At 69.8% G+C, this 23,161-nt stretch carries 26 protein-coding genes; 18 read left to right on the forward strand and 8 right to left on the reverse strand.

The window, feature by feature from the left end:
• Nucleotides 1–155: 155 nt before the first annotated feature.
• Genes STH_RS02555 through STH_RS02575 form a run of 5 tightly spaced genes read right to left on the reverse strand, consistent with a single transcriptional unit; the run spans nucleotide 156 to nucleotide 4,690 of the window.
• Nucleotides 156–791, reverse strand: coding sequence for a response regulator (locus tag STH_RS02555; protein ID WP_043713127.1), 636 nt, complete (start codon nucleotides 789–791; stop codon nucleotides 156–158).
• A complete protein-coding gene (locus tag STH_RS16775; RefSeq protein ID WP_148205458.1) occupies nucleotides 788–2,728 on the reverse strand; it encodes a GAF domain-containing sensor histidine kinase in 1,941 nt (646 codons plus the stop codon). The genes STH_RS02555 and STH_RS16775 overlap by 4 nt, the downstream gene beginning before the upstream one ends.
• Nucleotides 2,725–3,330: a molybdenum cofactor guanylyltransferase gene (gene mobA, locus STH_RS02565; RefSeq protein ID WP_050742067.1), complete on the reverse strand. Its 606-nt coding sequence runs from the start codon at nucleotides 3,328–3,330 to the stop codon at nucleotides 2,725–2,727. The genes STH_RS16775 and mobA overlap by 4 nt, the downstream gene beginning before the upstream one ends.
• 7 nt (nucleotides 3,331–3,337) lie before the next feature.
• On the reverse strand, nucleotides 3,338–4,225 hold the full coding sequence (locus STH_RS02570) for a hypothetical protein (protein ID WP_011194629.1): 888 nt from the start codon (nucleotides 4,223–4,225) through the stop codon (nucleotides 3,338–3,340).
• A gap of 6 nt (nucleotides 4,226–4,231) precedes the next feature.
• Nucleotides 4,232–4,690: an NUDIX hydrolase gene (locus tag STH_RS02575; RefSeq protein ID WP_043713130.1), complete on the reverse strand. Its 459-nt coding sequence runs from the start codon at nucleotides 4,688–4,690 to the stop codon at nucleotides 4,232–4,234.
• 262 nt (nucleotides 4,691–4,952) lie between these two features.
• Here STH_RS02575 and STH_RS02580 point away from each other — a divergent pair, with 262 nt between their 5' ends.
• Nucleotides 4,953–5,300, forward strand: a complete 348-nt coding sequence (locus STH_RS02580; RefSeq protein WP_011194631.1) for a hypothetical protein — start codon at nucleotides 4,953–4,955, stop codon at nucleotides 5,298–5,300.
• Between the two features lie 29 nt (nucleotides 5,301–5,329).
• Here the strand turns inward: STH_RS02580 and STH_RS02585 are convergent, their stop codons facing one another.
• Entirely contained in the window at nucleotides 5,330–6,382 is a 1,053-nt protein-coding gene (locus tag STH_RS02585; protein WP_043713132.1) for an FUSC family protein, read from the reverse strand.
• A gap of 83 nt (nucleotides 6,383–6,465) precedes the next feature.
• On the opposite strand from STH_RS02585, the gene yyaC reads away from it, so the two are divergent.
• The 10 genes from yyaC (at nucleotide 6,466) to STH_RS02635 (ending at nucleotide 17,022) form a co-directional block, all read left to right on the forward strand.
• Nucleotides 6,466–7,083, forward strand: a complete 618-nt coding sequence (gene yyaC, locus STH_RS02590; RefSeq protein ID WP_011194633.1) for a spore protease YyaC — start codon at nucleotides 6,466–6,468, stop codon at nucleotides 7,081–7,083.
• Nucleotides 7,084–7,221: 138 nt separating this feature from the next.
• Nucleotides 7,222–7,761, forward strand: a complete 540-nt coding sequence (gene hpt / locus STH_RS02595; RefSeq protein WP_011194634.1) for a hypoxanthine phosphoribosyltransferase — start codon at nucleotides 7,222–7,224, stop codon at nucleotides 7,759–7,761.
• A gap of 28 nt (nucleotides 7,762–7,789) precedes the next feature.
• On the forward strand, nucleotides 7,790–9,331 hold the full coding sequence (gene guaA / locus STH_RS02600; protein ID WP_011194635.1) for a glutamine-hydrolyzing GMP synthase: 1,542 nt from the start codon (nucleotides 7,790–7,792) through the stop codon (nucleotides 9,329–9,331).
• Nucleotides 9,332–9,528: 197 nt separating this feature from the next.
• On the forward strand, nucleotides 9,529–10,554 hold the full coding sequence (gene hrcA / locus STH_RS02605) for a heat-inducible transcriptional repressor HrcA (protein ID WP_011194636.1): 1,026 nt from the start codon (nucleotides 9,529–9,531) through the stop codon (nucleotides 10,552–10,554).
• Nucleotides 10,555–10,719: 165 nt separating this feature from the next.
• Nucleotides 10,720–11,340 carry a nucleotide exchange factor GrpE gene (gene grpE / locus STH_RS02610; protein ID WP_011194637.1) on the forward strand — a complete coding sequence of 207 codons (621 nt, stop codon included), beginning with the start codon at nucleotides 10,720–10,722 and terminating at the stop codon, nucleotides 11,338–11,340.
• 36 nt (nucleotides 11,341–11,376) lie between these two features.
• A complete protein-coding gene (gene dnaK, locus STH_RS02615; protein WP_011194638.1) occupies nucleotides 11,377–13,215 on the forward strand; it encodes a molecular chaperone DnaK in 1,839 nt (612 codons plus the stop codon).
• Between the two features lie 109 nt (nucleotides 13,216–13,324).
• Complete coding sequence (gene dnaJ / locus STH_RS02620; protein WP_043714699.1) at nucleotides 13,325–14,476, forward strand: molecular chaperone DnaJ; 1,152 nt, start codon at nucleotides 13,325–13,327, stop codon at nucleotides 14,474–14,476.
• Nucleotides 14,477–14,564: 88 nt separating this feature from the next.
• A complete protein-coding gene (locus STH_RS18250) occupies nucleotides 14,565–15,365 on the forward strand; it encodes an LppX_LprAFG lipoprotein (RefSeq protein ID WP_011194640.1) in 801 nt (266 codons plus the stop codon).
• 14 nt (nucleotides 15,366–15,379) lie between these two features.
• Nucleotides 15,380–16,294: a 50S ribosomal protein L11 methyltransferase gene (gene prmA / locus STH_RS02630; RefSeq protein WP_011194641.1), complete on the forward strand. Its 915-nt coding sequence runs from the start codon at nucleotides 15,380–15,382 to the stop codon at nucleotides 16,292–16,294.
• Nucleotides 16,291–17,022 carry a 16S rRNA (uracil(1498)-N(3))-methyltransferase gene (locus STH_RS02635; protein WP_011194642.1) on the forward strand — a complete coding sequence of 244 codons (732 nt, stop codon included), beginning with the start codon at nucleotides 16,291–16,293 and terminating at the stop codon, nucleotides 17,020–17,022. Before prmA ends, STH_RS02635 begins: the two co-directional genes overlap by 4 nt.
• Before the next feature lie 4 nt (nucleotides 17,023–17,026).
• On the opposite strand, the gene STH_RS02640 is transcribed toward STH_RS02635, so the two are convergent.
• The gene (locus tag STH_RS02640) at nucleotides 17,027–17,821 is read right to left on the reverse strand and encodes a PIG-L deacetylase family protein (RefSeq protein ID WP_043713134.1); all 795 of its coding nucleotides are present in this window, start codon (nucleotides 17,819–17,821) and stop codon (nucleotides 17,027–17,029) included.
• A gap of 12 nt (nucleotides 17,822–17,833) precedes the next feature.
• Nucleotides 17,834–18,598, reverse strand: a complete 765-nt coding sequence (locus tag STH_RS02645; RefSeq protein ID WP_050742069.1) for a PIG-L deacetylase family protein — start codon at nucleotides 18,596–18,598, stop codon at nucleotides 17,834–17,836.
• A 182-nt stretch (nucleotides 18,599–18,780) separates the two neighbouring features.
• On the opposite strand from STH_RS02645, the gene STH_RS02650 reads away from it, so the two are divergent.
• The 7 genes from STH_RS02650 (at nucleotide 18,781) to STH_RS02680 (ending at nucleotide 23,099) form a co-directional block, all read left to right on the forward strand.
• A complete protein-coding gene (locus STH_RS02650; RefSeq protein ID WP_043713137.1) occupies nucleotides 18,781–19,083 on the forward strand; it encodes a hypothetical protein in 303 nt (100 codons plus the stop codon).
• A gap of 33 nt (nucleotides 19,084–19,116) precedes the next feature.
• Nucleotides 19,117–20,217 (forward strand): D-alanine--D-alanine ligase family protein, encoded by a 1,101-nt coding sequence (locus tag STH_RS02655; RefSeq protein ID WP_011194646.1) that lies wholly within the window; start codon nucleotides 19,117–19,119, stop codon nucleotides 20,215–20,217.
• A gap of 104 nt (nucleotides 20,218–20,321) precedes the next feature.
• On the forward strand, nucleotides 20,322–20,666 hold the full coding sequence (locus STH_RS02660) for a histidine triad nucleotide-binding protein (protein WP_011194647.1): 345 nt from the start codon (nucleotides 20,322–20,324) through the stop codon (nucleotides 20,664–20,666).
• A gap of 86 nt (nucleotides 20,667–20,752) precedes the next feature.
• Complete coding sequence (gene rpsU, locus STH_RS02665) at nucleotides 20,753–20,929, forward strand: 30S ribosomal protein S21 (RefSeq protein WP_011194648.1); 177 nt, start codon at nucleotides 20,753–20,755, stop codon at nucleotides 20,927–20,929.
• 22 nt (nucleotides 20,930–20,951) lie between these two features.
• Entirely contained in the window at nucleotides 20,952–21,401 is a 450-nt protein-coding gene (locus tag STH_RS02670) for a GatB/YqeY domain-containing protein (protein ID WP_011194649.1), read from the forward strand.
• A gap of 118 nt (nucleotides 21,402–21,519) precedes the next feature.
• On the forward strand, nucleotides 21,520–22,104 hold the full coding sequence (locus STH_RS02675; protein ID WP_050742070.1) for a 4Fe-4S dicluster domain-containing protein: 585 nt from the start codon (nucleotides 21,520–21,522) through the stop codon (nucleotides 22,102–22,104).
• A gap of 14 nt (nucleotides 22,105–22,118) precedes the next feature.
• Complete coding sequence (locus tag STH_RS02680) at nucleotides 22,119–23,099, forward strand: molybdopterin-binding protein (RefSeq protein WP_197525197.1); 981 nt, start codon at nucleotides 22,119–22,121, stop codon at nucleotides 23,097–23,099.
• The last annotated feature ends 62 nt before the right edge of the window (nucleotides 23,100–23,161 follow it).

A 23,161-nucleotide genomic window follows, 5' to 3' on the forward strand; every position in this document is an offset into this window, starting at 1 on the left:
CGGCGTCCTGTTTCCTCACATGGGGGGACAGGGGATTTGCTGGTCACGGTCTTAGTATATGCCCCCGGCCCCCGTCCCGGCATCCTGCCGGGGAAGGGATTTGCCGTCTTCGATCGGACGATGCCCGCCTCCTCCCCGCGGAGGAGGCGGGGGCATCAGTCGTCCACCAGCCCCTCCCGCACGGCCCACAGGGCCGCCTGCGTGCGATCGGTGAGCTGCAGCTTGCTGAGGATCGAGGAGATGTGGGTCTTGACGGTGGTCTCGCTGATCACCAGCCGCTCGGCGATCTCCCGGTTGGTCAGCCCGTGGGCCAGGGCCCGCAGCACGTCCAGTTCCCGGGGCGTGAGCAGGTCCCGCTTGCTCGGCTGGTGCGGCTGGGCGGTGCGGACCATGAGCCGCTTCATGACCTCGGGGTGCAGCCGCGGCTCGCCCCGGTGGACGGCGCGGATGGCGTCGACCAGGTCCGCAGGCTCGATGTCCTTGGTGAGAAAGCCCAGGGCGCCCTCCTCGATGCAGGCCATCGCCTTCTCCAGGTCGAGGAACGAGGTGAGCATGATCACCTTGGCGCCGGTCCCCTTCAGCTCCCGCAGAGCGCTGAGGCCGTCGAGGCCCGGCATCATGAGGTCCATCAGCACAACGTCGGGTGCGAGCGTTCGGGTCATCTCCACCGCCTGGCGGCCGTCGGCCGCCTCGCCGACCACCTCGAAATCGTCCTGCAGCTCGAAGTAGGTGGCGAGACCCTGTCTGACCATGAAGTGGTCATCGCAGATCAGGATGCGTATAGGGCTCACCCGGGATCACCTCCGGAGGCTGCGGGGATGCGTGCCCGAATGCAGGTCCCCTGGCCGGGAGCGGATATGACCTCCAGGGATCCCTTCAGTTCGCTCACCCGCTCTCTCATTCCGATCATACCGAATGAAGCGCCCCGCGCGGAAGCCGTGGGATCGAATCCGACGCCGTCATCGCAGACCTCCAGCAGCGCCTCCTCAGGGCGCAGGTCCAGCTTCACCCGGACGTGGCGGGCCCGGGCGTGCTTGGCCACGTTGTTGAGCGCCTCCTGGGCGACGCGGTAGAGGGCGAACTCCACGTCAGGGCTGAGCCGCTCGTCTCCGCTTAGCGTCAGGTTCACCTCGACGCCGGTCCGCCGCCGGAACAGGTTGATGTGGTTGCTGAGCGCCATGGCCAGCCCCTTCTCCTGCAAGGCCGCGGGCCGCAGCTCGAAGATCAGCGACCGCATCTCCGCCAGCGCCTCACCGGCCATCTCCCGGGAGCGGGTGAGCAGGGTCCGGGCCTTCTCCGGCTTCCGGTCCAGCAAGCCCACCGCCGACTCCAGGTTGAGCGTCAGCCCGAACAGCACCTGGGTCACCGAGTCGTGCAGTTCCCGAGCCAGCCGGTTCCGCTCCTCCAGGACGGCCACCTCCCGCGCCTTGGCGTGAAGCTCCGAACTCTCGATCAGCCGGCCGGCCTGGTTGGCCAGCAGGGTCAGCAGGCGCAGGTGCTGCTCGTCGAAGCGGCCCGGCTGCCGGCTGGCGACCACCAGCACGCCCAGCGTCCGGTTCTTGGTCCGGATCGGCGCCTGGATCACGTCCCGCCAGCCTCCGGCCCGCACCAGGTCCTGGTTGAGGCGGGGATCCCGGTCGGGCTCGCGCGAGAAGTGGGGCTTGCCGGTCTGCAGTACCAGGCTGGTGAGGTTGCCCTCCATGGGCAGTTCCAGGCCCACGTAAGCCTCCATCCCCTCGCCGTGGGTGGCCCGCACAAACTGGCGGGATCCATCGGGCGTGAGCAGCGTGACCAGGGCCGACGAGCCGCCGGTCACCCGCACGGACTCCCGGGCGATGACCTGGAGCACCTCGTCCGGGTGGATCGCGGTGCTGATGGCCTCGTCCACCGCGTGCAGGGCCTCCGACTCGGCCAGCCGCCGCTCCAGGGCCCTCACCGTCTGTGCCAGCTGGTCGGTGCGGTCGGCGACCTTGTCCTCCAGCGTGTCCAGGAGCCGGTTCATCCGGTGAAACTCCTGCGAGAGGAACCAGGTGGAGGCCAGCGGGCCGAAGAGCAGGACCAGGGCCGCCGGCTGGTACTGGTAGATCAGGGCGGCGATCCCCCCGAGGGTGGTGGTGAGCAGGAAGGGGATCAGGGGCAGCCGTTCCCACTCCCGCCGCAGCGACGCCCAGACCGGGTCCTGCCGGAGGGCGGCCATGCCCAGCGGGTAGAAGACGATGCGGATCAGGAGCCGGATGGAGATGCCGACGAACAGGGCCGGCCAGTCCGAGGTGAAGACGATCGGCCCGGCCGCCGGCCGGATCATGCGCGCGGCCCAGCTGCCGAGGGCCACCGCGGAGAAGGTGATCACCCCGCGGACGAGGGCTCGGGGACCCCGGTGCTCCTTGACCACCTGCCGGGTGAAGGGGCCGCCCACCAGGTGGTAGAGGGCGGTGCCGATGGCCGAGCCCAGGGCGGCGATGTAGGGGTGGAAGAGGAGCATCGCCGCCACGTCGATGGCCATGGAGATCGAGATGTCGCCCCTGGCCCCGCGGATGGCCACCCGCCAGGGCTGCGCCAGCCAGACCGCCAGCGCGATGACGGCAATCTGGAGCAGCGCGGGCAGAGGCGGCGGCAGCGGCTCCCCCTTCCCCGGCAGCTCCAGCGGCAGCAAGAGGGCCGCGCCGGCCACCAGCGCGAGCGACAGCATCGAGATCCACAGGGCGCTGGGCTGCTTCAACGGGATCAACCTTCCTCCTCCAGCCAGCGGCGCGCCTCTTCCAGGTCCGCGGGCGTGTTGCAGTTGAAGAACAGCCGCTCCGGCTCGCCGAACGGCAGGAGCTCCGCATCCGTGATCTCCCGCACGCGCACGTCCGGGAAGATCGAGATCAGGCGCAGCCGTCCTGCCTCCAGGTTGCGGGCGATGCTGGGCAGGCAGCCGCGGCCGTACACCGCGTGCATCGGCTCGTACTCGCCACCGGGCGCGGGTACGACGATATCGTAGCCGGGAGCGGCCTGCACCATGAAGCGGACCAGCGCCTCGTTGATGAAGGGCATGTCCACGGCGCAGAAGAAGGCGTGCTCAAACCGGCTCGCCCGCAGGCCCGCCTCCACGCCGGCCAGGGGGCCGAGCCCGGGCACCCGGTCGCTCACCATGGGGACGCCGAGGAAGGCGTACTCCCCGGGCGTGTTGGTCACGATCACCACCTGCCGGAACCAGGCGGACAGCCGCTCGACCTGCCGCTGGATCAGCGGCTTGCCGTCCAGCGCCAGCAGCGCCTTATTGCGGCCCATGCGGCTGGAGCGGCCCCCGGCCAGGATGACGCCGCAGGCGTCCATCTTCCCATCCACCGGTGTCTCACCTCGTGCTTTCCTGCTGCGGACGGCCGCCCGCAGCGAGCTGATAGCGGAAGACCGCCACGGCCGCGTTGTCCGCATCCACGGCTGCCGCCTCCTCCGCCAGCGCCTGGGCCGCGTCGACGTCGCCCAGGGCGAGGGCGGCCTGTGCGGCCAGGACCAGCGTCTCCGCCTGCCAGGAGGGGGAGTAGGTCCCCGGTGCGTACGGCCGGGCCAGATCGAGCGCCTCGCGGGCGAGGTCCAGCGCGTCCGCGGGCGCTCCCAGGGCCAGCTTGAAGCGCGCCCGCGCCGCCATGACGTCGGCCTTCTCGGCCGCGGAGGCGCGCTCCCAGGCGGTGTTCAGCGCGTACTCCGCCTGCCGGATGCGCCCGAGGCCGCGAAAGGCATAATGCAGCTCCAGGTGGCCCCGGTAGTGATACGGGTCGATGGCGACGATGTCCCGGGCCAGGTTCAGCTGTTCGTGGTAGCGGGTGTTGTGGTAGGCCGTCAGGGCGGGCTCGAACAGCGGCCCCGCCCAGGCGACCGCCCACCGGTCCTCCTCCCAGCGGAGCGTCAGGGACCACTCCGACCACTCCACGGCGCGGCCGGGATCGCGGACGGTGACGCCCCGCACGGCCACCCGCATCACCCCCGGCTCGAGCTCCCGGGCGGCTCCCACCGCCTCAAAGCGGACCGTGTGGTCCGCCAGGTACGAAGCGACCGCCCCGCTGTCCATCCGGCGACGGGCCTCCGCCGTCAGGGCGCCCCAGACCTGGCCGGCGTCGCCGCCCGCCAGCGCCTCCATGAAGCGCAGGGCCGCGCCGGCCGCCGCCTCCGCCGTGGGCTCCTCCCGGGCGCAACCGGCCAGCAGCGCCAGGACCATTCCAAGCACGACAAGCCAACGGCGCACCAGCGTTCACTCCCGTTCTGCGGCTGCCGCCAGGGCCTTCCGGACCCAGGCCCGTACCTCGTCGGTCAGCGGAATCCGGTCCAGGTCCTCGGGGCCGTACCAGCCCACTCGGTCCACCTCGTGGTTGGCCGTGAGCCGGACGGCCCCGGGGTCCGCCGGGCGGGCGAAGTAGATGAGGTCGATGTGCTCGTGGCCGGGCGCGATCTGCTCCAGCTGGACGCCCTCGGGGCGGGCCAGTTGCCGCGGCCCCGGAATGGGGGGCAGGGCGGGCGGCGAGATCAGACGCACCTCCAGGCCGGCCTCCTCCCGCACCTCCCGCACGGCCGCCTCGTCGGGCAGCTCGTTGGGTTCGATGTGGCCGCCGGGCGGGAGCCACATGCCCAGTTTTCGGTGCCAGAGGAGGAGGACCTTGCCCTCGTGGACCACGAACGTGGCCACGGTGAAGTCGCGCGTCACAGCCGTCATTTCCCTGAACAGCTCCTTCGGGTTGTGCGTTTTCGGGTCCGCCGTCGGGCTTCGATCATAGGCTGGGTCTGTGAGGTGAACCACATGCTGTGGACTCGATTCCGCGGCAAGTCCGCGGCTGTCCGGCAGAGCGCGGGAAGCCTGTTTGCACCCCGGTCCGCCGGGGTCAGGCGGACGGGCGGGTGCCGCTGCGGGGGCCGGGCGGCCCAGCGGACACCGGCTGCCAGGTGAGCGCATAACCTGACGGAGGGGGGTTGCGGCGATGAACTGGGACGACATGGGGACCATGCCCTACGGCGGTACGGCCATGCCCATGGGGATGGACGGCATGCCTTACGGCAAGTGGAACATGCCGTACGGCAAGGGTGGAATGCCCTTCGGCAAGGGCGGGATGCCCTTCGGCAAGGGCGGGATGCCTTTCGGCAAAGGCGGCATGCCCTTTGACAAGGGCATGCCCTTTGGAAAGGGCGGTATGCCGTTCGGCAAGGGCGGGTTCGGCAAGATGCCCGGCTGGGGCGGCGTTCCCGGCGGCGGCTTCGCCAAGCAGTACCCGCCCGGGATGGTGGGCATCCCTTACGGCTTCTACCCGGGGTATGGCCTGGTTCAGTAGCGGAACCACATGAGGGGCGGCAGGGCCGGTTACGGCGCCTGCCGTCCGCCCGTTTCGGCGCGCCGCCCGAGCGGGTGCAGCCGCCACCCCATATGACGCATCTCGGACAGGATCAGATGCAGCTGCAGCCCGTACTCCCGCCGGTCGCGCCGGTCGATGAGGGCGGACACCAGGCCGTCGAACGCGGCCAGGGCGGCCTCGCACTTCCGGGCGGCTTCCCGGTCGACGGCCGCGCCCCGCAGGACCCCGTCCAGGACGGCGCCCTTGTACGCCTGCAGCGCCCGCATGGCCGCCGCCAGCGCCTCCCGCTCGGGGCCGTACCCGACGCCGCCCATGTCCGCCGCGATCCGGTGGATGACGGCCACGGCCGCCACGAACCCCTCCAGCACGGCGTGGGCCTCCCGCAGCGTCTCGGCGTCTTCCGCCCGGCCCTCCGCCTCGGCGAAGTCCAGGAGGGTCCGGGCGGCGGACAGGCGTCTCCGGGCCTCGTCGGCGTCCTGGCTGAGCTGCGCCGCGGGGTAGTCCTGCGGGTGGCTGAGGCTGAGAAGCAGCCGGTCGATGCTGGCGTCCAGCTCCCGGTTGCCCTCCGCCAGCTCGGCGCGGGCCCGCCCCAGGGCGTCGGGCGGATGGATCAGCCGGTTGACCAGGAAGCCCACCGTCATCCCGACGACGATGGTCGCCATGCGCGCAAGGGTGTACAGAAGGAAGTCGTGCTGGGGACGGTCCAGGACGAACAGGACCACGACCACGGCGAGGCCGGCGGCTTCCGTGAGGCGCATCCGCACCAGGATGCCCAGGGCCAGCACGGCGCCCAGGGCCATGGTGAGGGGGTTGACCGGCAGCCACAGTCCCAGCAGCGTGGCCACCGCCCCGGCCACGGCGTTGCCCACCAGCTGCTGCAGGAAGGCGTTCTTGGCCTGCGTGATGGACGGCTGCACGGCGAGCACGGCTGCCACCGCGCCGAACGTGGCGTAGGCGGAGCCGAACCAGTGCAGGAGGGCCAGGGACAGGAAGACCGCGACGCCGGTCTTCAGGATACGGGCGCCGAAGAACGGCTGGAGCACGCGCAGGGGCAGATCCATCCACCATCACCTTATCCAGCAATTGACATCAAAAGCAGTGGCTGGTACAGTATGAAATAGCAAAAACAGGGAGGGAAGGGCCGGTGAGCCGCGACCTGCCCAGGCCGGCGGCCGGGGTGCCGCCGCTGCTGGACGTGCATTTCGAGGATCCGACCGCGCCGGAACGGCTGGCGGCTGCCATCGCCAGGCAGTTCCGGGCGCTCCCGCACCCTGAGCGGCATCTGCCGGTCTTCTTCCTGGTGGGCGCCACCAGCTCCACGGGCGACTCCCTGGGGCCGTTCACCGGATGGTTTCTGCGGCGCAAGGGCTTCCGCGGCGAGCATGTGGGAGACCTCGCCGACCCGGTGCACGCGACCAACCTGCGGGAGCGGCTCGCCGAGGCCCGGGCGCGCGCCCTGCGCCGGGAGCGGCTGCCCTACATCATCGCCGTCGACGCCGCCGTGGGCCGGCCCGGGCGCATCACGGTCAACCGGGGGCCGCTGAGGCCCGGCGCTGCGATGGGCAAGGCCCTGCCCCAGGTGGGCCACCTGCACATCATGGGCGGCACGGCCAACTTCCCGTTCATGATCTGGTTTACCGACCTGGACCAGACCGTGGGCATGGCCGAGGTGATCGCCGACGGCCTCCTGGCCTTCTGGGCCGCCTACGAGTCGGGGGAGCTGTTCGGGCGGCCCTCCGTCGCACGGACCGGGCTTGCCTGAGGGGCGGCGCTCACGATCCTGCCAGAGTTCGCCATCGCATGGGGTGAACCCTCTTTGCGCGCCCTTGACGGTGCCTTTCAGGATGGGTAGACTGTTGCCAAAACCAGACACGCCAGGGTAGGAGAGGAGACCGCGACGGTGCAGCAAGATATCGAACGCGTCCTGATTACCGAGGAGCAGATCCGGGAAAAGATCAAGGAGCTGGGTGCGCAGATCTCCGAGGACTTCCGGGGGAAGGACCTGGTCGTGGTCGGCATCCTGAAGGGCGCGGCCCTCTTCTGCGCCGACCTTTTCCGGGCCATCTCCATTCCCGCGGAACTGGACTTCATGCGCATCACCTCGTACGGCGCTGCGACCAAGTCCACCGGTGTGCACAGGGTACTGCTGGATCTGGACTATACCCTTGAAGGGCGTCACGTGCTGATCGTTGAGGACATCGTCGACACGGGGCTGACGATCAAGTTCCTGAAGGAGTACCTGTCCCAGCGCGGGCCGGCGTCGCTCAGCGTGGCCGCCCTCCTGGACAAGCCCTCCCGGCGCAAGGTCGAGGTCACCATCGACTACCGCGGCTTCGAGGTGCCGGACTTCTTCGTGGTCGGCATGGGGCTGGACTACGCCGAGAAGTACCGCAACCTGCGCGACATCTGCATTCTGAAGCCCGAGATCTACAAGTCCTGAGAACGCGCGCGGCGGAAGGAGAAACGGCATGAGTCAGCAACGGGACCTGATCGTGGTTGTGGACTTCGGCGGGCAGTACAGCCACCTGATCGCGCGTCGGGTGCGGGAGGCGCAGGTGTACTGCGAGATCTGGCCGTTCACCGCACCGGTGCAGCGCTACCGGGAGGCCGGGGTGAAGGGGATCATCTTCTCCGGCGGCCCGGCGTCGGTGGAACAGGCTGACGCGCCCCGCATCGATCCCGCCATCTACGAGCTGGGCATCCCGATTCTCGGCATCTGCTACGGGATGCAGCTCATGGCGCTGCAGCTGGGCGGCGAGGTCCGTCGGGGGCAGCAGGGCGAGTACGGCCGGGCCACGCTGCGCCTGGCCGACGCGGAGCATCCGCTGCTCAGGGGACTGGGGCGTGAGAGTCTCGTCTGGATGAGCCACTTCGATTCCGTGACGAGGGTGCCGTCCGGCTTCCGCGTGCTGGGCGCCACCGAGAACACGGCCGTGGCGGTGATGGGGGACGACGCCCGACGGCTGTACGGCGTGCAGTTCCATCCCGAGGTCGTGCACACGGCCCAGGGCCGGGAGATCCTCCGAAACTTCCTCTTTAATATCGCCGGGTGCAGGGGGGACTGGACCACCGAGTCGTTCATCACCCGCCAGGTGGAGGAGATCCGCCGGCAGGTCGGCAGCGGCAGGGTGCTCTGCGCCCTGTCGGGCGGCGTCGACTCGTCGGTCGCGGCGGTGCTGGTCCACAAGGCCGTCGGCGACCAGCTCACGTGCATCTTCGTCGACCACGGCCTCATGCGCAAGGGCGAGCCGGAGCAGGTGGTCCGCACCTTCCGGGACCACTTCCACATCCATCTGGTCCACGTGGACGCCTCCGAGCGCTTCCTCAGCAAGCTGAGGGGCGTGACGGACCCCGAGCAGAAGCGGAAGATCATCGGCAACGAGTTCATCCGCCTGTTCGAGGATGAGGCCCGCAAGCTGGGGCAGATCGACTTCCTGGTCCAGGGCACCGTCTATCCCGACGTCATCGAGTCCGGCACCGAGACCGCCCGGGTGATCAAGTCCCACCACAACGTGGGCGGGCTGCCGGAGGACATGCGGTTCCAGCTGATCGAGCCCTTCCGGCAGCTGTTCAAGGACGAGGTTCGCGCCGTGGGGCGCGCCCTGGGTGTGCCCGAGGAGATCGTCGGCCGCCACCCGTTCCCCGGGCCGGGGCTCGGCGTCCGGGTGCTGGGGGAGGTCACCCCCGAGAAGCTGGAGATCCTCCGGGAGGCCGACCGCATCTTCGTCGAGGAGATCCGGAAGGCCGGGCTGTACGACGAGCTCTGGCAGGCCTTCACGGTGCTGCCGGACGTCCGCAGCGTCGGGGTGATGGGCGACGAACGGACGTACGCTTACCCCGTTGTCCTGCGGGCGGTGACCTCTGAAGACGCGATGACGGCCGACTTCTACCGGTTGCCCTGGGATCTGCTGGAGCGCATTGCCAGCCGCATCGTGAACGAGGTGCCGCACGTCAACCGGGTGGTGTACGACGTCACCTCGAAGCCGCCGGGGACGATCGAGTGGGAGTGACATACCGGGTCAGCGAGCCGGGGCCATGGGCCGCCGGCTCTGTCGTTGGCGGCTTCTGGCAGATCCCGGTCCCCTTGACGCACCGAACGTTTGATGCTATTTTCATGCTGAACGCGTTAGCACTCTCCGGCGTTGATTGCTAACGGGGGCAACGCCCGTATGGTCAGTGGTTCGGGGTCATGCGGAGGTGACACCCCGTGATTGATGACCGCAAGAACAAGGTGCTGCAGGCCATAATCGAGGACTACGTCGCCACCGCGGAGCCGGTCGGGTCCCGGACGATCGCGCGCAAGTACAATCTGGGCGTCAGCCCGGCGACGATCCGCAACGAGATGTCGGATCTGGAGGAGCTCGGCTACCTGGAACAGCCGCACACATCGGCCGGCCGCATCCCCTCGAATCTGGGATACCGGTATTACGTCGACTGCCTCATGCCCGAGCGGCCCATCAACCCTGCGGAGCAGGAGCTGATCCGGAGCACCTTCCAGCGCAAGATCCGCGAGCTCGACACGCTGGTGCGGGAGACGGCGCGGCTGCTCTCGGAGACCACCCATCTCACCGCCGTGATCTCGGGCCCGCAGTTCGAGAAGGCGGTCTTCAAGGAGATCCGGATCGTGCCGCTGGGCAACGACCGGGCACTCCTCATCTATATCACCGACAGCGGCCTGGTGGAGAACCAGGTGGTGGAGGTCCCCCTCCAGGTCACCATGCTGGAACTGCAGCAGGTGGCGGAGCTGCTGAGCGAGCACCTGCGGGGCAGACGGGTGGAGACGCTCTCCCGTACGGCCCTGCAGAGCCTGCACCGGGAGCTCTCCCGGTACGGCACGCTCCTGGAGCAGGCGCTCCACTTCCTGGAGCAGAAGCTGGAGCCCGGCGACCGGCACCGGCTCTACTTCGGCGGCACCTCCCACATGCTGGACCAGCCCGAGTTCCGCGACGTGCAGAAGCTCCGCGGGGTCCTCTCCTTCCTGGAGCAGGAGGAGGCCGTGGCGGCCGTGCTCGGCCTGGACCGGCTCACCGAAGGGGTGGAGATCCAGATCGGCGAGGAGATCCGCCTGCGGGAGCTGGCGGACTGCTCGGTGGTGACGGCGACATACCGGGTGGGGGACAGGATCATCGGCAAGATGGGCGTCATCGGCCCGCGGCGGATGGAGTACCCCAAGGTGGTTTCGATCCTCAACGCCATCGCCTCCCACCTCAGCGAGATGAACCGGCTCTTCTAGCAGCGGAGGGCCCGGGGCGGGAATCGCCCCGGGCCTCTGCGCGTCCTGGCTCAGGGCTTGACACGGGTAGAGGTGGGTGCTATGTTCATTTGTGGATGCGTTAGCACTCAGGTAACGCGAGTGCTAACAATAGAGAAGAGGTGACCGGCAGCAGTGGCGGAAGACATGAAGAAGTCCCCCCAGGCAGAGGATCCACCGGAACAGCAGACCGGCGAGGCTGAGGCGGTTCCGGCACAGCCGGCCGATGCCGCTGGCGGCGCCGGCGCGGAGAGCGGCGCTCCGGAAGCGGGTGCGGATTCGGAGGCCCCCGCCGAGGCCGCTGTCGACGGCGCACCTGGTGAGGCCGAACCCGAAGCCGACCGGGTGGCCGAGCTGATGGACCGCCTGATCCGTCTGCAGGCGGATTTCGAGAACTACCGGCGCCGGGTGCAGCGGGAGAAGGAGGAGATCGCGCAGTACGGCACGCAGCGGCTGCTGATCAACCTCCTGCCCGTGCTCGACAACCTGGAGCGGGCGCTGGCCACGCCGCCGAACCCCGGCGACGAACGGCTGCGCCAGGGCGTCGAGCTGACGGCTCGGTCGTTCCTGGAAGTCCTGGCCAAGGAGGGTGTCAAGCCGATCGAGGCTGTCGGCCAGCCCTTCGACCCGCACCTGCATGAAGCGGTGATGACCGGGGACGACCCCGACAAGGAAGAGGGCATTGTCCTCGAGGAGTTCCGGAAGGGGTACATGCTGGGCGACCGCGTCATCAGGGCGAGCATGGTGAAGGTGAACACCCGAAGTTAGCGGGCAGACCAGTGGAGTGAGGAGGCTTTTCCGTACATGGCCAAGGTAATTGGCATCGACCTCGGCACCACCAACTCGGTGGTGGCCGTGATGGATGGCAGCGAACCGACGGTGCTGGAGAACCGGGAGGGCGACCGGACCACCCCGTCCGTCGTCGCTTTCACCAAGACCGGCGAGCGGCTGGTGGGCAAGGTGGCCAAGCGGCAGGCCATCACCAACCCGGACCGCACGATCATCTCGATCAAGCGCCACATGGGCAGCGACTACAAGGTCCGGATCGACGACAAGGCGTACACGCCGCAGGAGATCTCCGCGATGATCCTCTCCAAGCTGAAGGCGGACGCGGAGGAGAAACTGGGCGAGAAGATCACCCAGGCCGTCATCACGGTGCCCGCTTACTTCACCGACGCCCAGCGACAGGCGACCAAGGACGCCGGCACCATCGCCGGCCTGGAGGTCCTGCGGATCATCAACGAGCCGACGGCCGCCGCGCTGGCCTACGGCCTCGACAAGGGCGAGGACCAGCGGATTCTCGTCTTCGACCTGGGCGGCGGCACGTTCGACGTCTCGATCCTGGAGCTGGGCGGCGGCACCTTCCAGGTGATCGCCACCGCCGGCAACAACAAGCTCGGCGGCGACGACTTCGACGAGCGCATCGTGAACTACCTGGCCGACCGCTTCCAGCGGGAGCACGGCATCGACCTGCGCAAGGATAAGCAGGCCCTGCAGCGGCTGCGGGAGGCCGCCGAGAAGGCCAAGATCGAGCTCTCCTCGGTCACCACGACCAACATCAACCTGCCCTTCATCTCCATGACCGCGGACGGCCCGGTGCACATGGACGAGACGCTGACCCGGGCCAAGTTCGAGGAGCTCACCGCCGACCTGGTGGAGGCGACCATGGGGCCGACCCGGCAGGCGCTGCAGGACGCGGGCCTGGAGCCGGGCGAGATCGACAAGGTGCTGCTGGTGGGCGGCTCCACCCGCATCCCTGCGGTGCAGGAGGCGGTGCGCCGCTTCTTCGGCAAGGAGCCCTACAAGGGCATCAACCCCGATGAGGTCGTCGCCATGGGCGCGGCCATCCAGGCCGCCGTCATCAAGGGCGACGTCAAGGACGTGCTTCTCCTGGACGTCACCCCGCTGTCGCTGGGCATTGAGACCCTGGGCGGCGTGTTCACCAAGCTGATCGAGCGCAACACCACCATTCCGACCCGCAAGAGCCAGATCTTCTCGACGGCTGCCGACGGCCAGACCCAGGTGGAGATCCACGTGCTCCAGGGCGAGCGGGAGATGGCGGCGTACAACAAGACCCTCGGCCGGTTCATCCTCGACGGCATCCCGCCGGCGCCGCGGGGCGTGCCCAAGATCGAAGTCACCTTCGACATCGACGTCAACGGCATCGTCCACGTCTCGGCCAAGGACCTCGGCACCGGCAAGGAGCAGAAGATCACCATCCAGTCCCAGACCTCCATGTCCAAGGAGGAGATCGAGCGGGCCATCAAGGAAGCGGAGGCCATGGCGGCGGAGGACAAGAAGCGCCGCGAGGAGGCCGAGATCCGCAACAATGCCGATGCCGCCGTGTACAATGCGGAGAAGCTGATCAAGGAGTCCGAGGGCAAGGGCATCGACCCGTCGCTCATCGACGCGGTGAAGGGCGCGATCGAGCCGGTGAAGGAGGCCCTGAAGGGCACCGACGTGAACGCCGTCAAGCAGGCGACCGAGAAGCTGACCGAGGCGGTCTACAAGCTCTCGTCGGCCATCTACGAAAAGACCGGCTCGGCCGGCACGGGCGCCGGTTCCCAGGCGGGCAGCGCCGCCGGTTCCGGCGACGGCCAGTCCATGGACGCCGAGTTCAAGGTCAAGGACGAAGACAAGTAGGTCTGACGGGACGAGTCTCCGGGAGGGGGGCCGCTTGACAGCCCCCCTCCTGTCACTTGCTCCGGACCCGACCAGGTGGTAATTTCTAAGGAGTAGGGGGGTGGACCGACTGGCCAAGCGCGACTACTACGAGATCCTTGGCGTTCCCCGGAACGCCACCGAGGCCGAGATCAAGAAGGCCTTTCGGAACCTCGCCCGCAAGTACCACCCTGACGCCAACAAGGACGACCCCGACGCGGCCGAGAAATTCAAGGAGATCAACGAGGCCTACCAGGTCCTCTCTGACCCGGAAAAGCGGGCCCGCTACGACCAGTTCGGTCACGCGGCGGAGCAGATGGGCGGGGCCGGCGGCAACCCCTTCGAGGGCTTCGGGGGCTTCGGCGATTTCGGGGGATTCAGCGACATCTTTGAGATGTTCTTCGGTGGCGCCGGTCGGCAGCGGAACCCCCGCGGACCGGTCCGGGGCGCCGATCTGGAGTACGAACTGGAGCTGACCCTGAAAGAGGCGGCCTTCGGCTGCACCAAGGAGCTGCGGGTGCCGCGCGTCGAGGACTGCGACACCTGCCACGGTTCCGGCGCACGGCCGGGCACCCAGCCGGTGACCTGCCCCAAGTGCGGCGGCACGGGCCAGGTCCAGATGACCCAGCACACCGTCTTCGGCCGGTTCGTCAACGTGATGACCTGCGATCGGTGCCGCGGCGAGGGCAAGATCGTCGAGTCGCCCTGCCCCACCTGCCGTGGCCGGGGGCGCGTGCAGAAGACCCAGCGGGTGGAGGTCAAGGTGCCTGGCGGCGTGGAGACCGGCACGCGGCTGCGCATGCCGGGTTACGGCGAGGCCGGCGAACGCGGCGGCCCCCCGGGAGACCTGTTCATCGTCATGCGGGTCCGCCCCGACCGGCGGTTCCGGCGGGAGGGCGACGACCTGTTCACCACCACCGAGATTTCCTTCATCCAGGCCGCGCTGGGCACCGAAATCGAGGTGGAGACCCTGGACGGCCCCGAGCTCATCAAGATCCCTGAGGGCACGCAGCCGGGGGACACCATCCGGCTGAAGGGCAAGGGGACCCACCGCTTGCGGGGATCCGGCCGCGGCGACCTGCACGTGGTCATCAGCGTGAAGACGCCCGGGCGGCTCTCCGAGAGGGAACGGGAGCTGCTGTTGGAGGTGGCTGCCCTGCGCGGCGAGCGGGTCGCCGGAATGACGGAGAACAAGGAGAAAAGCTTTCTGAAGAAGATGAAGGACGCCCTCGGCGGCCGCTGAGGCTGCAGGCGGGCCTCCTCCCGCGACCGGGGGAGGCCCTGCTGTCATTGCGCCGGGCGCGCCGGGGCGATGGGGAGGAGATGCGACCGTGCCGCGGCTGAACCGCCGAGATCCGCTCCTCGACCCCCTGCTGCCCCCTTCGGCCTGGGAGATCGCCCGCCGGAGGCGCAGGGTGCGCCGCTGGGTCGCCCTGGCCCTGGCGGCGGCGCTGGTCGGGCTGGGCGCCTGGGGCTGGCTCACCTTCACGGACCGGACCCGCAGCCTCCCGCCCGTGCAGGTGGCAGAGGCGGCCGGAGAGGCCCTGCTGCGCGCGGCGCGCTACGACTTCCGCGCCGCGGTGACCGGCAGCTCTCCCGACGGTTTTTTTCCCAACGCACAGCTCGCCGGCGAGTTCCAGGCCGAGCCGCTGCTCCTGCACCTGCGCGGCGAGGTGGGCAGCGGTGCGGCCATGATGCCCATCGAGTACTGGCTCTCGGGGGACGCCCTGTTCGTGCGGCAGGCCAGGGGCGGCTGGGTCCGGTCGCCCACGGCGGACGTCCCGGATGTGGTCGCCTTCCTGCCCGAGCAGCTGGCGGCACCGCTGCTGGCCGGTGTGAACCGGGCGGAGCTGGTGGGTCGGGAGCGGGTGGACGGTGCGCAGACCGCGGTGCTGGCGCTGGATCTTGATCCGGCGGTCATGCAGGTGGCGCCGCCCGGGCAAGATGAACGGGTGGAGTACCGGCTGTGGGTGGACGTCCGGCGCCTGCGCCCGGTCCGGATGGCCATCCGGGTGGAGCGCCCGGCCGATGCCGGCTCCAGCTTCGATTACCAGCTCGATCTGACCTACCCGGCCCCCGGGTCGCTGTCGCTGCCCGACGAGGTGCTTCAGGCGGCCGGGCCGGGCGAGTGAATGGAGGAGACGGCTTGCGATACCTGGAGATCCGCATCCGCTGCCAGCGTGCCGCCGCCGACGCCGTGGGGAACCTGCTCCTCACGCTGACCGGCGCCGGCTACGCGGTGGACGACCCCCTGATCGTGGAACAGAACCGGTCCCGATGGGACATGACCGACCTGCCGCCCGGCGACCCGGAGTGGGTGACGGTTTCCGGGTGGCTGCCCGAGGCGGGTGACGTCGAGCAGCAGCGGCTCCGCCTGGAGACCGGGCTGGACGAAATCCGGTCGCTGGGGCTGGGGGCGGTGGATCCGGCCCGCTTCCGCTGGGTGGAGGAGGAGGACTGGGCTCACGCCTGGAAGGCCTACTTCCGGCCGACCCGCGTCGGCGACCGGCTGGTGGTGGTCCCCGCCTGGGAGGAGTACGCCCCGCAGGAGGGGGAGCTGCCCATCCGGATCGACCCGGGCATGGCGTTCGGCACGGGGACCCACGCCACCACGGCGCTCTGCATGCGCTGGCTGGAGGAGCTGGTCACGCCGGGGAGCCGGGTGATCGACGTCGGCACCGGTTCGGGCATCCTGGCCGTGGCGGCCAAGCACCTCGGGGCGGCGGAGGTGGTGGCCATCGACGTGGATCCCGTGGCGGTGGATGCCGCGCGGGAGAACGCCGGGCGCAACGGGGTCGAGATCGACGTCCGGCTGGCGACGCTGGACCAGGTGGCCGAGGGCGAGGCGGACCTGATCGTGGCCAACATCATCGCCTCGGTCATCGTTGACATCCTGCCGGACGTGGCTTCCCGGTTGAAGCCGGGCGGCCGTTTCCTGGCCTCGGGAATCATCGCGGCCAGGAAGGAGGCCGTCACCGAGGCAATGACCGACGCGTGGCTCCTGCCGGTGGGCGCCCGCGAGCAGGACGGCTGGGTGGCGATCCTGGCGATGAAGCCATGACGCCGCGGTTCTTCCTGGAGCGGGTGGAGGGCGACGAGGTGGTCCTGCCCCGCGCAGACTCCCACCACCTGCTGCGGGTGCTCCGGGCCGGGCCCGGGACGCCCTTCGTCGTCCTCTCCGGCGGCATGGCCTACGACTGCGTGCTCCACCGGGTGGACGACGGCCTGGCCCGGGGGCGGATCCGGGCCGCGGAGCCGGCCGCCGGCGAGCCGGCCATCCGCATCACGCTGTTTCAGGGCCTCGCCAAGGGGGAGAAGATGGAGCTGGTGCTCCAGCACGGCACCGAGCTGGGGATCGCGGAGTTCGTCGCCGTGGCGGCGGCGCGCAGCGTCGTCCGGCTGGACGAGCGCAAGGCGGCCCAGCGGACCGAGCGCTGGCAGCGCATCGCGCGCGAGGCGGCGGAGCAGTCCCGGCGGGGGGCGGTGCCCACCGTTGCTCCGCCGCACACCTGGAAGGAGGCGGTGGCGCGCATCCCGGAGTTCGACCTGGCCCTGGTGGCCTGGGAGGGCGGGGGCGAGCCGCTCCGGGCGGCGCTGGAGGCTCGCCCGGAGGCCAGGGATATCGCGGTGTTCATCGGCCCGGAGGGGGGCCTGACCGCCGAGGAGGTGGAGCTGGCCAGGCAGGCCGGTGCGGTCCCCGTCACGTTGGGCCCGCGCATCCTGCGGACGGAGACGGCCCCGTTGGCCGCGGTCGCCGCGATCCTGTACGCGCGCGGCGAGTGGGGCTGACGGGCTAAAGCAGCCGGAAGAGCCCCTCGGCGTAGGCGACGCCCGAACGGCCGGCCATGATGCGGGCCATCAGCCGTACGGCCCCGTCGGTCTCGGCCTCGTCCAGGTACACCATCTGGCTCCGGTGCGCCCGGACCGCCCGCACCTTGTCGTCGATCACCGGCGAGATGTCCACCAGCACATCCGGATGGCGGGTGCCGTAGAAGTAGACCTGCGCACCGCTCACGGCGCGGGAGCGGGCCAGGTCCATCACGGCGCGCCCCAGGGCCTTGTGGTCCCGGTGGGCCATCTGGGGCACCAGCTCCTTGGGGTCGAAGGCCAGCACCACCTCCGGCCCGGCATGGTCCCAGGCCCTGGCGAGCAGCCGCTCCAGACGGGGATCTTCGGCCAGGCCGAAGTCCGGCAGGCCGAGGAAGTGGACCGCCTCGTAGCCCTGCAGGCGCGCGGCCTGCCACTGCTCCGCCTGGCGCTGTTCGGCCAGATCCCGCCAGTTCCCGCGCTTTTCGCCGTCGGTGAGCACCACGGCCGTGATGCGGCTCCCCGCCAGGGCCATCCGCCTGAGGGTGCCGCCGCAGAAGAACTCCAGGTCGTCGGGGTGCGCGGTGAAGGCCAGCACCCGCCGCGGCGTGCTCACCAGCAGTTCGCCCTGCGCGCGGGCCAGCTCGGGGTGATCCGGCGCGACGAGGCAGGCGGCCATCCACTCGACCCAGCGCAGGCTCCCGAACCGATAGAGCCCGGAGAACAGCCGCCGCTTCACGGCGAGGGTGCGGTCGGGCCGGGCCTCCGCATGCTCGGGCATGTGGCCACCTCCTCATACCAGCCGATAGAAGGCTTCGGTGTACAGGGCCGGCACCCGCCCGGAGTAAAGGCGGCTGACGAAACGGCCGAAGGAGTCCACGGCCCAGTCCGGGCCCAGCAACTGGCTCCGGTGGGCCTTCACCGCGTTCAGCTTCTCCTGGAGCACCTCGGTGATGTCCACCAGCACGTTGGGCTGGCGGGCGGCGTAGAAGTAGATGCGTTCGCCCCGCCACACGGAGCTGCGCGCCCTGGCCAGCACGGCGGCGCCCAGGGCGAGGTGGTCCGGGTTCTGGGCGAGCGGCGTCGGCCCCTTGGGGTCGAAGGCGAGCACCAGCTCGGGGCGGGTGCGCGCCCACAGCTCATCCAGCGCGCGCTCCAGCTCGGGCCCGGGGCGGATCCCGCCGTCGGGCAGGTCCAGCTGCACCAGCTCCGCCCGGAGGATCGTCGCCGCCTGCTCGGCCTCCCGTGCCCGGATCTCGCCGATGTTGGCCCGGTTGGTCGCCTGCTCGCCCCGGGAGAGCACCGCGAGGGTCACGGCGCTGCCGTTCTGGGAGAGCAGCCGGAGGGTGCCGCCGGCGAACAGCTCCAGGTCCCCCGGGTGCGGGCCGATGGCCAGCACCCGCCAGCGGCGGCCGACCATCTCCAGCCCCGCCTGCAGGGCGACGCTGGGGTAGTAGGGCTGCTGCATCCGCCGCCAGACCACCCACGCCGTCGCCACCGCGCTGCCGGCGATCAGCCAGGGCAGTACCGGTCCCGATCGTCGTTCCACTGCGCTCACGGCCCCTCTCTCATCGCTCTTCGGGGGTAGCATGCGCCGGCGGGGCCGGTTTCACGCAGAAGGGGAGCGGCGGAGCCGGAACCGGCGGTGTGCCGGGGGCGTCCAAGTAGCGTGGTTCCCGCGCAGGGCGAAACGACAGGCGTCGGGCGGTGGATAAGCTAGTGACGGTCGGAGGTGCTGCCGTGGAACCGCATGAGCGTGTTCAGGCCTACGAGCGACTCCTCTTCCGGCGGAACGCGGCGGCCTGGACCACGATCATCGCCGCGTTCGTCGTGCTTCCCCTGGCTGCGCGGGGCTGGGACCCCCGGGTCGCAGGCCTGGTGGCCCTCGGCATCTTCGGCGCATACATCTGGTTTATCTGGCCCCACTGGCGCTGCCCCCAGTGCGGACACCCCCTGGGACGTCCGGCCCGGATCATGCGGTGCGCCTGGTGCGGCGCCCCACTGACGCCGGACACCCCGGGCGGCGGCGCCAGCGGCAGATGACCCACTACCCCACGCAAAGAGGCGATGCAACCCATGTGCGCGAAGACCCGCGTTTACCTGCTTTTCGGCGGCCGATCCGGCGAGCACGAGGTGTCGCTGATGTCGGCCAGGAACGTGCTGGAGGCCCTGGACCGGAGCAAGTATGAGGTCATCCCCGTCGGCATCACCAAGGAGGGTCGCTGGCTCCAGGTGGGCGACCCGCTCCGGGCCCTGACCGAGGGGGTGGCGGCGGCGGGCGGCCGGCCGGTGGGGCTCCTGGGCGACCCGTCGTACTCCGGTCCGGTTCCCCTGTCCGACGGGCTCAGGCCTGCGGCCCACGACGGGCCCGTGGTCTTTTTCCCGGTGCTGCACGGTACATACGGCGAGGACGGCACGATCCAGGGGCTGTTGGAGATGGCCAACGTGCCCTACGTGGGCTGCGGCGTGCTGGCGTCCAGCGTCGCCATGGACAAGGGCGTGGCCAAGGCGCTCTTCCGCCAGGCCGGCCTCGAGGTGGGCCCCTACCGGGTCTACCTCCGGCGCGACTGGGAGCGCCACCCCGAGCAGATCCGGGCGGACGTCTCAGCGCACCTCCGCTACCCGGTGTTCGTCAAGCCGGCCAACCTGGGCTCGTCGGTGGGCATCACCAAGGTGAAGCGGCCGGAGGACCTGGACCGGGCCATGGATGAGGCCGCCCGCTTTGACCGGCGGATCATCGTCGAGCAGGGCATCGACGCGCGGGAGATCGAGGTCGCCGTTCTGGGCAACGACGACCCCATCGCCTCCGTCCCCGGCGAGATCCTGCCGGGGGCCGAGTTCTACGATTACACCGACAAGTACTTCAGCGGCGCGTCCCAGACCCGGATCCCGGCCGACCTTCCCGACGACCTGGTCGAGGAGTTCCGGCGCCAGGCGGTGGTGGCGTTCAAGGCCATCGACGGCTCCGGCATGGCCCGCGTGGACTTCTTCCTGGAACGGGGCACCAACCGCATCTTCATCAACGAGGTGAACACCATTCCCGGGTTCACCAACATCTCCATGTACCCCAAGCTCTGGGAGGCCTCGGGCATCGGTTACGGCGAGCTGCTGGACCGGCTGATCCAGCTCGCCCTGGAGCGGCATGCCGACAAAAACCGAAATGCCACCTCGGTTTAGACCGTGGAGGAATTCCCAGCGGCGGGGAAGAATAATTCGACAGGGACTGATCAGAATAAGCGGGTGTGTCCTGCGGGCGCAGCCCGCGCGATGGAGTGAGACCGATGGCCCACGACTGCGTGTTCTGCAAGATCGCCGCCGGCGAGATCCCCTCCAGCAAGGTCTATGAGGACGAGCACGTCCTGGCCTTCCGCGACATCAACCCGGTCGCCCCTGTCCACGTGCTGGTCATCCCGAAGCAGCACGTGCCCTCCGTGGCAGAGTTCGGGCCGGAGCATGACGAACTTCTGAGCCGGCTGTTCGCGGCCGTCCGGAAGGTCGCGGCGGAGACCGGCGTGGCCGAGACGGGCTATCGGGTGGTAACCAACGTCGGGAAGGACGCCGGTCAGCAGGTGTTTCACGTCCACCTCCACGTGCTCGGCGGCCGTCCGCTCGGGCCGGTGGCCTGAGGAATTGACATAAGCTTTGGCGCCGCGGTATAATCGCGGAGCGTGTTCTTTTTCCCCCAGGTCCAGCGGAGGGGAGGGAAGTTCGGATGTCCGAGGTCAAAATCGGCAAGAATGAGTCGCTGGATAGCGCCCTTCGCCGTTTCAAGCGCCAGCTGCAGCGGGCCGGCGTGCTCGCCGAGATTCGCAAGCGTGAGCACTATGAGAAGCCCAGCGTGAAGCGCAAGAAGAAGAGCGAGGCGGCTCGCAGGCGCAAGTACCGCTGAAGAGCGAAGGAGCTGGCTGCCCATGAACCTGAATGAACGCCTCACCGAGGACATGAAGGCTGCCCTGAAGGCCGGCCCGGCCGGCAAGGCGCGGCTGGAGACCATTCGGTTTCTGCGGGCGGCGGTGAAGAACGCCGAGATCGAGAAGCACGCACCCCTCTCCGACGATGAGATCCTGGGCATCATCACCAAACAGGTGAAGCAGCTCCGCGAATCGCTGGCTGACTTCCAGCGGAGCGGCCGGCAGGACCTGGTCGAGAAGACCGAGGCGGAGATCGCCGTCCTGTCGGAGTACCTCCCGGAACAGTTGAGCGCAGACGAGGTGCGCGACCTGGCCCGCAAGGTCATCGCCCAGGTGGGCGCCCAGGGCGCCCGGGACATGGGCAAGGTCATGGGCCCGCTGATGGCCCAGGTCCGCGGCCGTGCGGATGGAAAGATGGTCCAGCAGATCGTCAAGGAGTTGCTCGGGTAGCAGGCCAGAGCCCCGATGGATGCGGCGCATCCGTTGGGGCTTTCTTCATGTCGCTCGCGAAAGCCGTTTCCGGCATGGTATAGTGAAGGTAATGCCGTCGCGACGAGGAGGGTGGGCCGTGTCCGCCGGGAAGCAGACCGACCGCCGCGGTTTTTTCCGGGAAGGGTTCCGTAGCCTCCTGCGCGCCTTCGCCGAGACCGCGCAGGCGGCGGCCGACGAGGCGGCGGTGCGCGGCGCCGGTGGCGTTCGCTGGCTGCGCCCGCCGGGGGCCTTGCCCGAGGCCGCGTTCCTGCTCACCTGCACCCGCTGCGGGGACTGTGCCCGCGCCTGCCCCGCGGGCGCCATCCGGCTCCTGCCCGAGTCGGCGGGCGCGGCCGTGGGCACGCCCTTCATCGACCCGCTGATGCAGCCCTGCGACCTGTGCGGCCGCTGTATGGGCGCCTGCGGGCCGGGGGCCCTGGTGCCGGTTGCCGAACCCCGGCAGGTGCGGATGGGCGTGGCCGTGATCGATCCGGCCCGGTGCTGGGCCGTCCAGGGGTCGATCTGCGATCTGTGCTGGCAGCGGTGCCCCTTTCCGGACGAGGCGATCCGCATGGTGGACGGAAAGCCGCAGGTGCAGCCGGAGCAGTGCACCGGGTGCGGCCAGTGCGCCTACGTCTGCGTGAGCACGCCTCCGGCCATCACGATTCAACCTCGCAGCTGATCAGGAGGAGTTGGATGTACACACTGCGCATGGTGCCCACCGAGCAGGCCGTCGGCCTGATGTACGCCCACGACCTGACCCGCATCGTCCCCGGGGAGGGGAAAGGACCGCGGTTCCGCCGCGGGCAGGTCGTCCGCCCCGAGGACGTCCCGGTGCTCCTGGCCATGGGCAAGGAGCACCTCTACGTCTGGGAGCCGCATCCCGGCATGCTGCACGAGGAGGAGGCCGCCCTGCGGCTGGCGGAGGCCGGCGCGGGCGGCGGGCTGCGCTGGGATCCTCCCGCGGAGGGGAAGGTGAGCCTGCGGGCGGCCTTCCGGGGCCTGCTGCGGGTGGATGCGGCCCGGCTGGAGGCCATCAACGCGATCGGCGACATCACCATCGCCACGCTGCGGGATGCAACGCTGGTGGAAGAGGACACCGTTGTGGCCGGCTGCAAGGTGACCCCGCTGCTGGTGGCGGAGGAGCAGATCCGGCGGGCGGAGGCCATGGGCCGCTGGATCGAGGTGAAGCCGCTGGCGCCGCTCAGGGCGGGCCTGGTGGTCACCGGGAGCGAGGTGTACAAGGGCCGGATTCCGGACAAGTTCGGACCGGTGGTGGAGGAGAAGCTGGCCCGCTTCGGCTGCCCGGTGGTCTACAAGGCCTACAGCAACGACCAGGCGGAGATGACCGCCGCGAAGATCCGGGAGGCCGTGGAAGCCGGCGCCCAGATGGTGCTCTGCACCGGCGGCATGTCGGTGGACCCCGACGACGCGACCCCGGGGGCGATTCGCCGGGCCGGCGCCGACGTGGTGACCTACGGCGTGCCTTTCCTGCCCGGGTCGATGTTCCTGTTCGCGTACCTGGGCGACGTGCCCGTCATGGGCCTGCCCGGCGCCGTCATGTGGGAGAAGGTGACGGTGTTTGACGTCGTGCTGCCGCGGGTGCTGGCGGGCGAGCGGCTGAGCAAGGCCGACTTCGTCCGCCTGGGCCACGGCGGGCTGCTGCCCAGGGAGTAAGGGCAGCAGCCCGTCCGGCGCCCTGTGGCCCTGCGGACCTGGCCGGCGCCGCACCGCGTGAG

This window comes from Symbiobacterium thermophilum IAM 14863, from assembly GCF_000009905.1.
GTDB classification, from domain to species: Bacteria; Bacillota; Sulfobacillia; order Symbiobacteriales; family Symbiobacteriaceae; genus Symbiobacterium; species Symbiobacterium thermophilum.